At 68.9% G+C, this 13,138-nt stretch carries 11 protein-coding genes; 8 read left to right on the top strand and 3 right to left on the bottom strand.

Annotated features, from left to right (window positions below):
- Positions 1-194: 194 nt before the first annotated feature.
- Positions 195-2,909, top strand: a complete 2,715-nt coding sequence (locus OH735_RS24120; protein ID WP_406383610.1) for an ATP-binding protein — start codon at positions 195-197, stop codon at positions 2,907-2,909.
- A 94-nt stretch (positions 2,910-3,003) separates the two neighbouring features.
- Here the strand turns inward: OH735_RS24120 and OH735_RS24125 are convergent, their stop codons facing one another.
- Positions 3,004-3,264, bottom strand: a complete 261-nt coding sequence (locus OH735_RS24125) for a hypothetical protein (RefSeq protein WP_406386970.1) — start codon at positions 3,262-3,264, stop codon at positions 3,004-3,006.
- 113 nt (positions 3,265-3,377) lie between these two features.
- On the opposite strand from OH735_RS24125, the gene OH735_RS24130 reads away from it, so the two are divergent.
- The 6 genes from OH735_RS24130 (at position 3,378) to OH735_RS24155 (ending at position 11,259) form a co-directional block, all read left to right on the top strand.
- Positions 3,378-3,596 (top strand): hypothetical protein, encoded by a 219-nt coding sequence (locus tag OH735_RS24130; protein ID WP_406383611.1) that lies wholly within the window; start codon positions 3,378-3,380, stop codon positions 3,594-3,596.
- 586 nt (positions 3,597-4,182) lie between these two features.
- Entirely contained in the window at positions 4,183-5,124 is a 942-nt protein-coding gene (locus OH735_RS24135; protein ID WP_406383612.1) for an ABC transporter ATP-binding protein, read from the top strand.
- The gene (locus OH735_RS24140; protein WP_406383613.1) at positions 5,121-6,479 is read left to right on the top strand and encodes an ABC transporter permease; all 1,359 of its coding nucleotides are present in this window, start codon (positions 5,121-5,123) and stop codon (positions 6,477-6,479) included. The genes OH735_RS24135 and OH735_RS24140 overlap by 4 nt, the downstream gene beginning before the upstream one ends.
- 3 nt (positions 6,480-6,482) lie before the next feature.
- Positions 6,483-9,233 carry a bifunctional YncE family protein/alkaline phosphatase family protein gene (locus OH735_RS24145; protein WP_406383614.1) on the top strand — a complete coding sequence of 917 codons (2,751 nt, stop codon included), beginning with the start codon at positions 6,483-6,485 and terminating at the stop codon, positions 9,231-9,233.
- Between the two features lie 755 nt (positions 9,234-9,988).
- The gene (locus OH735_RS24150; RefSeq protein ID WP_406383615.1) at positions 9,989-10,600 is read left to right on the top strand and encodes a hypothetical protein; all 612 of its coding nucleotides are present in this window, start codon (positions 9,989-9,991) and stop codon (positions 10,598-10,600) included.
- Positions 10,601-11,022: 422 nt separating this feature from the next.
- Positions 11,023-11,259, top strand: coding sequence for a hypothetical protein (locus tag OH735_RS24155; protein WP_406383616.1), 237 nt, complete (start codon positions 11,023-11,025; stop codon positions 11,257-11,259).
- A 514-nt stretch (positions 11,260-11,773) separates the two neighbouring features.
- Here OH735_RS24155 and OH735_RS24160 read toward each other — a convergent pair.
- A complete protein-coding gene (locus OH735_RS24160; protein WP_406383617.1) occupies positions 11,774-12,154 on the bottom strand; it encodes a winged helix-turn-helix transcriptional regulator in 381 nt (126 codons plus the stop codon).
- Positions 12,155-12,292: 138 nt separating this feature from the next.
- Here OH735_RS24160 and OH735_RS24165 point away from each other — a divergent pair, with 138 nt between their 5' ends.
- Positions 12,293-12,700, top strand: coding sequence for a RidA family protein (locus OH735_RS24165; RefSeq protein WP_406383618.1), 408 nt, complete (start codon positions 12,293-12,295; stop codon positions 12,698-12,700).
- A gap of 58 nt (positions 12,701-12,758) precedes the next feature.
- On the opposite strand, the gene OH735_RS24170 is transcribed toward OH735_RS24165, so the two are convergent.
- Positions 12,759-13,073, bottom strand: coding sequence for a hypothetical protein (locus OH735_RS24170; protein ID WP_406383619.1), 315 nt, complete (start codon positions 13,071-13,073; stop codon positions 12,759-12,761).
- Positions 13,074-13,138 lie beyond the last annotated feature (65 nt).

The following is a 13,138-nucleotide window of genomic DNA, read 5'->3' on the forward strand; positions in this document are numbered from 1 at the left end:
CGGAATCCCCGGCGACGATGGCCCGTGAAGCCGAACCCCGCGCCGGCGTTGCGAGATGCCACCGCACGATCGCCCGCATCCAATCCCCCCACATCTCTGCCGTGTATATGCGTGTTTCGCTAGGCTTCCCCGCATGCTGGCAGAGCAGGGGGAACAAAGTGTCGGAACGCTACCGCACCGGGAGGACCGCCGTCGTGGACGGACGCGATCGGGTGGGTAAGCCCCTGTACGAGCGCCAAAACGAGGTGGTCGCTGCTCGGAATGCGGTGGAGGGGATCTGCGCAGGCGGCGGGGACGGCGAAGGCAAGCACGGTGGGCTGCTGTTCTTCAGCGCTGCCGCCGGGCTGGGCAAGACGACCGTGCTGGCCGAGGTCCGGCGCATCGCCACTGCCCGCGGCTGCACTGTACTGTCTGCCCGAGGCGGCGAGCAGGAGCAAACCGTCCCCTTCCATGTCGTACGCCAGCTGCTGCAGCCCGTCCTCGCTTCCTGCACCGAGGCCGAGCGTCGCGAGATATTCGGCGGGTGGTACGAGATCGCCGGCCCGGCCGTTGGTCTGTTCGCTCAGCAGACCGGTACCGCCGCCCCGGACCCGCAGGGCGTCCGGGACGGTCTGGACTGGGTCGTCACCCAGCTGGCCGTGCGACGGGCACCGATAGTGATCGTTCTCGACGACGCCCATTGGGGTGATCTGGAGTCACTCGCCTGGCTCGCCGCGTTCGCGGTGAGAGCGCAGGAACTTCCCGTGCTGGTGGTCCTCGGCTACCGCCCGGACGAAGTGCCCACCGAGGCCGCGACGTTCCGCGAACTGATTGACGGCCGCAGCGGACGCCCGATCCCCCTGCACGTTCTCAGCCCGGAGGCAGTGGGCGAACTGGTGCGAAGTTCGCTAGGAGCGGAAGCCGACGACCTCTTCTGCCGCGAGTGTTGGGCGGTCACCGGCGGCAACCCCTACGAGGCCGTCGAGCTCATCGCCAAGGTCCAGGACCGCAGCCTCGTCCCGAACGCGGAGTCGGCCTCCCTGCTGCGCGAACTCGCTGCGAGCGCACGCGGCGCCGGACTGGTCAAACGGCTGGAGAGGCTCGGCCACGCCTCTGTCCGGCTTGCCTGGGCCGCCGCGGTGCTCGGCACCGAGATCTCCCCGGAGCTGGCCGCAGCAGTGGCCGGACTGCCACCGGCCGAGGCCCAGGACGCCGTGGACCGGCTACGCGTCGCCCGTATTCTCACCGGCAGCCGGACACTCGAGTTCATCCATCCACTCGTCGCCACCGCTGTGTACCAGGCCATCCCGCCGACCACCCGCACCGCGCTGCACGGTCAGGCCGCCTGGGCGGTGGCCGACGCGGGCCTGGGCGTCACGGCCGCCGCTCGGCATCTGCTCGAGACCCATCCCGAGGACGACCCGCACACCGTCCTTCAACTGCGCGCTGCCGCGCGCGAGAATCTCCGTCTTGGCGCGCCCGACGCGGCTCGACGCTGTCTGGAACGTGCGCTGCGCGAACCGCCGGCGCCCGAGGATCGCGCGGGCGTGCTCTACGAACTCGGCTGCTCTGCCCTGCTCACTGCCCCGGCCGTCACCGTCAATCACCTCACGGCAGCCCTGGAGCAGCCGTTCCTGGACCCCGCGCTCAGGGAGGACGCCACCTTCCGGCTGGCTCAGGCATTCGCCCACAACGACCAGCCCGCCAGAGCGGCCGCCGTCGCGGGCGCCGAGGCAGCACAGGCAAAGTCCGCTCGAGCGCGGCTGCGCCTGCAGGCAGCGCATTATCTGTGGCTGGCCTTCGACGCGCACGAGGCGCAGGCGTCCGAGCGCTCCCGTCGGCTCGTACGGCTTGCCGAGCACGTGCCCGGAAAGGACATCGAGGAGCGGGCCCTGCTGTGCGTTCGAACCTGGGACGCGATGTTGCGCGGGGAGCCGGCCGCGAACACGCTGGCCATCGCCGCACGTGCCCTGGGACTGAGCTACACCGACCCGGACTGGGGTTTCGAACTCCCGAGCCTGGCCGCGCTCAGCTACATGTACGCCGACGAGTGCGACCGCGCGGAAGAACTGTTCAGTTCGGCCATCGCAGAGTGCGAGCAGGTCGGGTGGAGTGGTGCCCACCTCTCTTTCGGCTTCACTCTCCTCGGCCTGGTCTGGTTCCGGCGCGGGATGCTCGTCGAAGCAGAGGACTGCGCGCGTGAGGGAGTGCGCCTGGCCGAGCGGGTGGGCCCCCGGGTGCCCGCCCAATGGTATGCCGTCGGACTGTTGCTGGACGTCCTGCTGTCCCGGGGCCGCGTCGAGGAGGCGCTTCGCGTTGCCGAGACGTACGACTTCGCGCCCCCCTACCCGAACGCGGTGGCCTTTCCCGACTCCCAAACCGTCTACGGACGACTGCTTCTCGCCCGTGGTCTGCGCGAGGAGGCCGTGGCACAACTCACCGCGGCCGGGAAACGGCTGGAAGCCAAGGGCATCCTCAACCCGACCTGGTGTCCCTGGGCGGGATACCTCGCCATCGCCATCGCCGAGGAGGACCCCCAGGGCGCCCGCGCCCTCGCAGCGGAGATGCTGCGTCGGGCAGAGCGCTATGGCACGCCCACCGCCATCGGTGAGGCGCTGTGCTTCGGCGCGGCGGTGAACGAGGACGGGCAGGCGCTGCCCCAGCGAGAGCGCGCGGTGAAGGTACTGAGCCGGTCCCCCAACCGGCACGCGTACGCTGAGGCGCTGATTGACCTCGGCGCGGAGCTCAGGCGCGACGGCCGCACCGACAGGGTAGCCGAGCTGCTGTTCGAGGGTATCGAGCTGGCGGACCGATGTGGTGCCGACCAACTCGCTGAGCGAGGCCGTGCGGAGATGGCCAAGGCGGGGCTGCGGCTGCATCGGCAACGCACTTTGGCGCAGCGTCGGGTGAGCGCCGCAGAGCAGGGCTGACCTCGAGCGAGGCAACGGGGTCGGCCCCCTGAATGGGGCCTGTGTGATGTCGTGCCCGGCACCGCGAGCGCGTCGCGGTGCCGGGCCCTTGCTGTTACAGCAGGTGGTCGGCCTTGCCGGCCTTGATGTCGCGGATCATTTGCTGGAGTGCCTCGCGGCTGTCGGTGAGGTAGTGCGCCTCGGCGCCGGTGACCGCGATATAGCTGTTCCCCGCTTCATCGGTGCCGAGGGAGGGGCGGTCCCGCGTCAGGGAGACAGGCCACTGCTCGTGTGCAACACAACAACGTGAGCCACCCGTGCGCGCCCACGCGAAAGAGAGACGCCGCCAACTCGCCACCCGTATCAGGGGAGTCATTCGCCGCCGCCCTGAAGGCGCACGGGCTCGCCCCGTACGTCTGGCCGGTCACGCATGCGGCCACCGAACTCATCGCCGTCACGGCCAGGATGAGCCCGGGCAAGGAGCTGTACGTGTCCCTGCGCCACCGGGACGACGCGCTCCGCCTCCTCGTCTGGGACCAGCATCCCCACCACCCCGACCCGGACATGGCCACACTCTGCGAGACGCGGCGTCGGCGGGCGCTGTGGCTGCTGGCGGCTGTTGTGGACGACTGGGGTGGGGAGTGGGGCTCCTGCGAGGCGAACGCGCCGCAGCGAGGCACCAAGTCGTGGGCGCGGCTGCCCCGTTGAAATTGCCGGATGTGACGCCCTGGCCCGGCCCCGCTCAAACCATGGGGCCGGTCCGGCCGGTTGCCTCGTGGCACGCCATCGGAACATGGGGGCCAAGAACGGACGTGACACTCTGGGGGCCAGGTGTCACGTTGCAGAACAAGGGGGCTACCCCGGCGGGTTTCGAAGCCGCTCCCGGTGTGCATGGGGTGAGGGTGACGAGAGGGGCGGCGCTCCCGCCGACCTCAGCGGAACGGCGTTCAGCGCGTCGATGACCGCGCTGACCGTGGCGCCCAACCCGGTCACGGCCGGTAGCGTGGTGCCTTGCAACGCAACGCCCCAGTAGTGGACTTGACGGGTCCAGGGCCGCTGACCTGCAGTTATGTCAGCGCCTAGTGGCACGCCCCGTCGCCATACCGCCGCGCATTCCCGCAGATCAGGCCCCCTTTTCGTGGACTAGGGCTGCCTCGCTTCTGTGGAACCCCGGCGTCAGGGGTTCAGTCAAAGGATGTCGGTCGTCTCCCGTTCCATAAACGTTCAACCAGCGGTCCCTGCCTGCATCGTGTGCCGTCCCTAAGGTCCTTGAAGATTTCGAAAGAAGGGTCTCATGGACATATTCCCGGCAATCCGGGCTCGCGGGATCACCAAGGTTTTCGGCGACGTCGTCGCACTCGACAGCATCGATCTGGATGTGGCGCAGGGGCAGATTCACGGCTTGGTCGGGCCGAATGGCGCCGGCAAGACGACATTGCTCGGCCTCCTGTTGGGCCTGGCCGTCGCCGACAGCGGCCGCCTCGAGATCCTGGGTACTCCGGTCGGGCGGGCGCTCGCCGTTCCCGACGGTGTCGCCGGTTTCGTGGACGGGCCTGGTCTCTACCCCTCGCTCACCGCCAGGCAGAACCTTGCCGCGCTGGCCGCTCTTCGTGGCTACGACGCGCGGACAACGGGGATCGACGACGTGCTCGACCAGGTCGGGCTCGCCGAAGTCGCCGATGACCGTGCCCGCGGCTTCTCCCTTGGAATGCGTCAGCGGCTCGGGCTCGCCGCCGCCCTGCTCACCAAGCCCCGGCTGCTCGTGCTCGACGAACCTTCCAACGGCCTCGACCCGGCCGGCAAAAAACACGTACACGGTGTCCTCACCCGGCTCGCGACGGAGGGAACCAGCGTCGTTCTCTCGAGCCACCGCATGGACGACCTCGAGGCAATGTGCTCCGAGGTCACCATCGTCGCCACCGGACGGGTCGTCTTCTCCGGCCCGCTGAGCAAGCTGGCCGCCGAGAACCGCGAACTCGACTACCGGCTGCTGACCTCCGACCCGCAGGCCGCCCGCCGGCTCGCTGTCGATCTGGCCGGGATCCGCGTCGTCGACGCTGGGGCACGGCACGACGCCGAGGTGCTCGTCGTGCGCGCAGTGGTGCCCGCCCTCGACGAACTGGTGGTGCGGCTCGTGCACGCGGGCATCGCGGTGCGCGAGCTCGCACCCGTGGTGTCGCCGCTCGAGGCCGCGTTCCTCGCCCTCACCGAGCAGCAGCAGGAGGCCGGCCGATGACCGCGACCATCGCCACCAACAGCCTTGACAGTGCCCGCCGCGTCTCGGTTTCGCGCGCCTACCGCTTCGAACTGGTCAAGTTGGTCTCGCAATGGCGGATCCGCTTGCTGGTCCTCGCCTGCTGGATCGCGCCGGCTCTCTTCGTCGCCGCGGTGAGCCAGCAGAGCACGCTCCCCACCGACACCCTCTTCGGTCGCTGGATGCACGCCACGGGGTGGGCCGGACCGCTGGTGATGCTCGGTTTCGCGGGCTCCTTGGCGCTCCCGCTGCTGACCTCGGTGGTCGCCGGCGACGTGTTCGCCTCCGAGGACCGGCTCGGCACCTGGCGCCACCTGCTCGTGGCGGTCCGGTCGCCCAGTCGGATCTTCGCCGCGAAGGCACTGGCCAGCCTCACCGTCATCCTGCTGCTCGTGGCCGGGCTGGCCTGTTCCAGCGTGGCCGGCGGGGTCGTGGCGGTCGGCAACCAGCCGCTGGTCGGCCTCGACGGCCACCTGCTGACACCGGCGGACGCCGCGGGGAAGGTCCTGCTCGCTTGGGTCTGCGTGCTCGCCCCGACCCTGGCCCTCGCCGCGATCGGACTACTCGGGTCCGTCATGCTGGGGCGGTCCCCGATGGGACTGCTGCTGCCCGCGCTCGTCGCGCTCGCGATGCAGCTCGCCCAGATGCTGCCGCTGCCCGTTGCCGTGCGCCTCGCCCTGCCCGGCTACGCCTTCATCGCCTGGAACGGTCTGTTCACCAGCCCGGCACAGCTCGGCCCGCTCCTGATCGGCATCGTGGTCAGCCTGGTGTGGGCCGTGACCGCGACCGCGCTGGCTTACCTGCTTTTCCTGCGGCGCGACTTCACCAACCTGAGCTACGACGGCTCGGGTCGCCGCGCGGTCACCGCCGGAGTCCTGCCGCTGGTCGGACTGGGCGCCCTCACCGTCGCGGTGGTCGCCGTGGCGACCCCGTCGATGGGCTCGGGAATCGAGCAGGACAAGGTCCAGCGGTCGGTCGCCACTGCCTTCGCGCACCTTTACCGCATGCAGACCAAGCAGCTCAACCGCCCCGCCGTCACCGAGGCGCAGCTGCGGGCCACGGCGGTGTGCAACAAGGGCGGCGGCCAGGTCGCCCCCGAGGGGCCGGGCAACGACTGGCGCTGCGTCGTCACCTGGCATCTTCCCGGCGTCAAGGCCACAGGGACGGCCATCTACCAGCTCGACGTCACCGCAGACGGGCGGTTCGTCGCCGATGGCGACGGACCGAAGGAAGTCAACGGCTACTTCCTGGTGCGGACCCCGATCGGGGACGCACCGAACCCGCTATGGCAGTTCGACGGCAACGTCGAACTGCTCTCCACCACCCCGAAGGGATAGTTCATGCAGGTAACACGGCAGCGTCGGATCAACGAGAAGGCTCAGATCAGCCTTTTCGGTAGGCGCGTCGGCCGCCGGACCACTCTGGTAACGGCGGGCATCGCTGTCGCCCTCGCCGTCACGGGCACCGCTGTTGCCCAGACGCACCAGTTCGGCACCGACCAGGTCGGCCAGGTCACCGCTAACGGCCAGGTCGTCTCCGCCGACCAGTACATCGCCCCGTACGGCAGCCGCACCGTCATCAACGACGGCAAGATCATGTCGTCCTCGGTCAGCCCGGACGGCACCCACCTCGCGGCCTCGGTCGCCTCCGGTGCGCCGGCGCTGGTCGTCATGGACCTCAAGACCGGGCAGGTGAAGCAGCGCGTCGGTAACAACGCGGCGGCGGACCTGCGCATCAGCGGCAACGACGTGGGCCAGGAAGGCCCCACGTACTCGCCCGACGGTTCGCACCTGTGGCTGGGCCAGACCGACGGCTACACCAAGTTCACCGTGAACCCGGACGGCAGCGTCGCCAACCCGACGTCCATCAAGATCCCGGCCGACGGCTCCAAGCGCGCGGTGGTGGGTGCGGCGGTGTTCTCGGCCGACGGCTCCACCGTGTACTCCGCGGTCAACGGTCAGAACCGGGTGGTCGCCATCGACGGGGCGACCGGGACCATCAAGCAGAGCTGGACCGTGGGCAACGCCCCCCGTGGCATCGCCATGGTCGGCAACAAGCTCTACGTCAGCAACGAGGGCGGGCGTCCGGCCAAGGCCGGCGACACCACGATGAACTCCTACGGCACCCAGGTGCCGGCCGACCCGGACACCGGTGCCACCACCACCGGCACGGTCAGCGTCATCGACCTGGCGGACCCGTCCGCCGCCGTCGGGAGCATCGACGTCGGTCTGCACCCGACCGCGGTGTACGCCAAGAACGGGGCGGTGTTCGTCACCAACACCGCCGACGACAACGTGTCGGTCATCAACACCGCCAACGACAAGGTCGTGCAGACCATCGCCACCCGGCCGTGGCCGGAGGCGTCGGTGGGCTACGAGCCCAACGCGGTGACGCTCACCGACGACGGTCGCCTGCTGGTGACGCTCGGCCGCGCCAACGCGGTCGCCGTCTACCGGTACACCTCCCCGCAGGAGCCGGCCAGCTACGTCGGCCTGCTTCCGACGGACTACTTCCCCGCGGAGATCACCACCGTCGGCAAGAACGTGGTCGTCTCCAACACCCGTGGCATCGACGCCCTTCGCCCCGGCCGCCCCGGCGGGCACAGCGTCTACGACACGACGTCGAGCCTGACGCAGTTCACGCTGCCGGACGACGGCGTCATCAAGTCCGAGACCGGCAAGGTCTTTACCCAGAACGGCTGGCACGGCGGCTCGGTCACCCGGGGCACGGGCGACGCGAAGCCGGTGCCGGTCCCGGTGAAGCTCGGCGACCCCTCGACGATCAAGCACGTCTTCCTGCTCGTCAAGGAGAACCGGACCTACGACCAGGTCTTCGGTGACATGCCGGAGGGCAACGGCGACCCGTCGATTACGCAGTTCGGCGAGAACGTGACTCCGAACCAGCACGCGCTGGCCAAGCAGTTCGGGCTGTACGACAACACGTACGACATCGGCACGAACTCCGCCGAGGGTCACAACTGGCTGATGCAGGCCGACAACCCGGAGTACACCGAGTCCTCGGCCGGTGAGTATACGCGCAGCTACGCTTCCGAGAACGACGCTCTCGGCCACCAGAAGTCCGGCTTCATCTGGACCAGTGCGCAGGCGGCTGGGAAGTCCGTCAAGGACTTCGGCGAGTTCCAGTCGTTCCAGAGCAAGCCGTCCGGCGCGTCCTGGCAGAACACGTACTGCGACGCCAAGAACATGGACGCGACCGGGCAGCAGAGCGCCTACCACATTCAAGCGGGCTCGGCGATCCCGTCGCTCAACAAGGTGTCGGTGCCCGGCTACCCGATGGCGTCCGACATCAGCGTCCCGGACGTCTACAAGTACCAGATCTGGAAGCAGGACTTCGAGAAGAACGCTCCGGCGAACCTGAACCTGATAGCGCTCCCGAACAACCACACCGGTGGTCCGACGAGCTCGGCCGCCGCGGTCGCGGACAACGACCTCGCGGTCGGCAAGATGGTCGACACGATCTCGCACAGCAAGTACTGGAAGGACTCGGCGATCTTCGTGGTCGAGGACGACACCCAGGCCGGCCTCGACCACGTCGACGGCCACCGTGCCCCGGTCCAGATCATCAGCCCCTGGGCGCAGCACGGCAAGGTCGACAGCCACTACTACTCCCAGATCACGATGATCCGGACCATCGAGCAGATCCTCGGGATCCACCCGATGAACCAGAAGGACAGCGCGGCCAGCCCGATGCGTGGGGCGTTCACCCAGCACGCGGACTTCACGCCGTTCACCGCTCTGCCCAACCGGACCTCGCTGACTGATGGTCTGAAGACCCCGCCTGCCTGCGGCCTGGACACCCCGGCGCCGCAGAACCCCAGTGCGGCGGCCGCGCCGTCGGCGAAGGTGCCGGCGGACAAGCAGGAGGTCGCGGCGAAGTGGGAGGACTGGAAGTCGCATCAGCGGCTGACCGGGCCCAACGCCGTGCTCGACTACGCGAACCCCGAGCAGATGAACCACTTCACGTGGTACGAAACGCACAACTGGACCAAGCCGTACCCCGGCGAGAACAAGATCTTCGCGCCGAAGGACGTGCCGGGCGCCTACATCCCGTCGGCGGAGAACGACGGCTGACATAGGCTGATCGCGAAAAGGAGCCCCTGACAGGCGTCACCGCTGGCCAGGGGCCTCTCCTGTTGCCGGCGAGCACCGCGCGGTCGGTATCGGTGAAGGTGGGCTTGCCTACCTGGCGTTGCAGAACGAGCAGTTGGTAGCGCAGGGTGAGAATCTCGATGTCCTTGTGCCGGTCGCTCGTCGGTAGCAGGCGCAGGAGGGCGAAGGTGTTGGTGGCAGCGAGGTAGGCCAGGCGCAGCAGCACGACCGATCACGATGCCGTCCGCCTCTGTCCAGGTGAAGACAGCGGGTGCCAGCAGCTGTATCGGAGATCGCCAAGCAAGGCTGAGACCTGGGCGGATGGCTTATCGGCACCCGCAGTGCTGCGGCGCGGACGTGGCCCACTGCCCGATCGCCGCGTACGAGCGGGCCCCGGCCAGCACCGCCGAGGCCGCGTCCAGGAGCACCTGAGCAGCGGATGCCCCTAGGAGCGTGGGTCAGTAACGGGCAACTGGCCGGGTGGCCGGATCGGTGGGTCGATCGCAGTCGCCCGGCTGGTGGCTTCGGGACTGGCGAGTGGGGCGGTTGGCCTGGGCTGGGATTTCGGCCTTGGGGAGCCGGTCGGCCCCGCTGGTCAGGCGATCGTGGTGGCGAGCGCGGCAGCGTCGGCGTGTCGGAAGATCTTGCGGAGGTTGTGGCAGGCGGCCAGCACTCGCCACTCGCCGCAGGCACCGTCTTCGCCGCGTAGTGAGACGCGCTCCTAGCTAGGGAAAGACATGCACACGACCATCAGCCCGTTCACGCTCGTGTACTGGAAGGAGAAACAGCCTGCCGGGCGCACGAAATTCGGTTGGCGGGGTACTTCTCCGGAGCTCGGCGACATCCAGGTGGTGTACCCGGCGGGTCGGGACGTGCCGAACGTGATCGTCACGGATGTGCGCGGTGGTCTGATTCCCACGGCCACGTTCGAGACGCGTGGTGCGCACACGGACGTGCTGTCGATGCCGACCCTTAACCGCGCAACGCTCCGGGTGGGCGACGGACTCGTGCGGATGAGCCGGAACCGGTGGGCGCCGACGCACCGGGGGCGCTCCCTGCACATGACGTATCTGGGCGACGCGTACAGGCTCACGGCGATCAACCGCCGGGCGTACAAGCTGTCCCGACAGCCCGACACCGAAGACCCCGGTGCCGTTATCACGGTGCGGCAGTCGGGCCTCGGAAGCGGCAGGAAGGTAACTGTGCAGGCGGTGGGCCGGGTCCTGCCCGCCGACGTCTCCCTCGCGGCTCTCTTCTCCGGGGTCGACCGGTCCGTGCTCACCCGGCGCGGCGCTGTACGGGCGGGCTTCTCGAGAATCTTCAACTTCTGGGCCGAGTCCCAGTCCTGAGCGACTACCAAGTGAGTCTGTGTGCCTTCGTTCGACATTTCCCGCTCCCGTTTCCGGCTGGCCGACGAGCATGTGATCGTGCTCTCCGAACTGGCGGCAGGGGGCGAGGTACCCGACGAGTTCGCGGCGACCCGGAAGGAGCTGCTGGACTGCGGTCTGATCGATGAGGACGGGAAGCTGTCCCCTCTACTGCTGCCGCTGATGAAGACGGTCCTCACCCCGGGGGTGGTCATCTCGCTGGAGGCCGCCGGCCGGCAGGGCAAGCTGCACCACGGCATACTCATCGGCGAGGAGCATGCCGTCGCGCACGAGGCATGGCCGGGCGTGACCGAGGCCGAGTACTCCTGCGTCGAGCCGAAGATGCTGGTCTGGAAGCTTGCCGACATGGTGAACCTCCAGCAGTCCTCGGGCGTACGCAGCGCGTGCGCTTCAAGCTGTACGTGTCCCTGCGCCACCGGGACGACGCGCTCCGCCTCCTCGTCTGGGACCAGCATCCCCAGCACCCCGAACCGGACATGGCCACGCTCTGCGAGACGCGGCGTCGGCGGGCGCTGTGGCTGCTGGCGGCTGTTGTGGACGACTGGGGTGGGGAGTGGGGCGCCTGCGAGGCCAGCCCACCGCAGCGAGGCATCAAGTCGTGGGTTGAGCTGCCCCGATGAGACTCGCGACGATGGTCCCGACGCTCGGCTGGGATGGGTGTCTGCCGTACGGGGGCAGGGCCGTCCGGGTCATCGACAGGTGCCCGGCGTCGTCTTCCCTGTTGGATCGACGCGTTGAAGCGGATCGAGCAGGGGTGGACGCGTGCCGGGTTGGCGTACGTATTGGGTGCCGAGGGACCGCCCAAGTGAACAGCGAGCGCAGGTACTCCTCCATGGCCGCCGCGAGCAGGGGGTCGTACCCGGGATCGTGCTCCAGGTCCGTCCAGCCGAGGAGGCTCCACACGGCGGGCTCTTCGAGGACATCCCCACGCCGTGAGCCGGCTCCCCGGCCCGCCTGGGCCACCACCCAGAGGCAGGGTGCTTGCGGCAGGCCACCGGGTAGCGGGCCGAGCGGCATCCGGCTTGGCCTGCTAGCGGTGGCCGGGCGCCCGGCCGAGATGGCGCCCGGGTCGGAATCGCGTGACCATACAGGCCGTTGCCTCGCCTGCCCGGCCCGCGGGCGAAGCCTGGCCCGTCACCCGTCGAAACGGTGGCGGGATGCCTCGATGTGACGGAAGTGCCGGCGGGTCCAGTCACACATTCCCCCGACGGTCGACCGGAGAGCCCGGCCCGGCTCGGTGAGGGTGTACTCGACCCGCGGTGGCACGGTGGGGTGCACGGTGCGCTCGACCAGACCGTTGCGCTCCAGCATGCGCAGATTCTGGGTGAGCATCTTGTGGCTGATGCCCTCGACCTCTCCGCGCACCTCACTGAAACGCAAGGTGCGCTCACCGAGGGACTCAATGATCAGAAACGCCCACTTGTTGGCGACGTCCGAGAAGATCTCCCGCGCCAGGGAATCCGCGCGGGTCAGGTCCGCCTCGTCCGGCGAGTCGTTGAGCTGCTTGGTCACCATGAGGTTCCCCAGTCACTGAAAAGTGCGTTCTTCCATGTCAGCGGCCACTCTCCTACGGTTACTGAGTAACCACAAGAGACCAAGAGGGTCTTGGTCCGGTGAAACCGAGCCCACGGGCTTTCATGGCGAGGAGTCAGCATGGCCGTCACCCTGGTGAACCCCGAAGGACTGCCGAAAGTCGACCTCTACCGGCAGGTGTCGATCGCATCCGGAACGAGACTGGTCTTCATCGCCGGACAGGTCGCCTGTGACGCTGACGGGGTCACGATCGGCGAAGGGGATCTCGCCGCTCAGGTCGAGCAGTGCTATCTCAACGTCGGCACGGCCCTGGCCGAGGCCGGAGCCTCCTTCGACGACGTGGTGAAGCTGACGGTGTACCTCGTCGACTGGACCCCCGACAAGATGCCCCTGCTCCTGGACGGGGTCGCCAGGGCGGCCACGAAGCTGAAGACCACCTCGGCCCCGCCGCTCACGGGGGTGGGCGTCGCCGCACTGGCCGGACCCGACCTCCTGGTCGAGGTCGAAGCCACCGCGATCACCGGTTGAACAGGCTCTCCTGCCACGCTCGGCAGCGATCCCCTGCGACGCCACGATGTCCACAGGATCACCGGGAGCCGGGGCCACCACGCGGAGCCTTGGCCGTGACCAGCAGGCCGGCGAGCAGGCCCGCGAGCAGCGTGAGGCCGACCGCCCACCAAAGGATGACGGAGTAGCCGCCCAGGACCGCCCTGTCCGTCTCCCTGACGACGCCGGACATTGTCACCGGAAGGTTCTGTCGGCTGAGCCGGATGCCTTGCTCGGCTGCTTTGGTCAAGCCCTCTGACGTGTGATCCAGCCGGGCGGAGACCGCCGAGGCGAGGATGCCGCCGAACAGGGGCGAGGCGGCCCAGCCGCCCGACCGCTGGGCCGCGTTGACCATCGCCGAGGTCCCGCCGGAGTCCTGCGGGTCTACCCCGCCGGTCGCGGTGGCGAAGAGCGGAACGA

The sequence above is a fragment of the Streptomyces sp. NBC_01618 genome, from assembly GCF_045209435.1.
Lineage (GTDB): Bacteria > Actinomycetota > Actinomycetes > Streptomycetales > Streptomycetaceae > Streptomyces.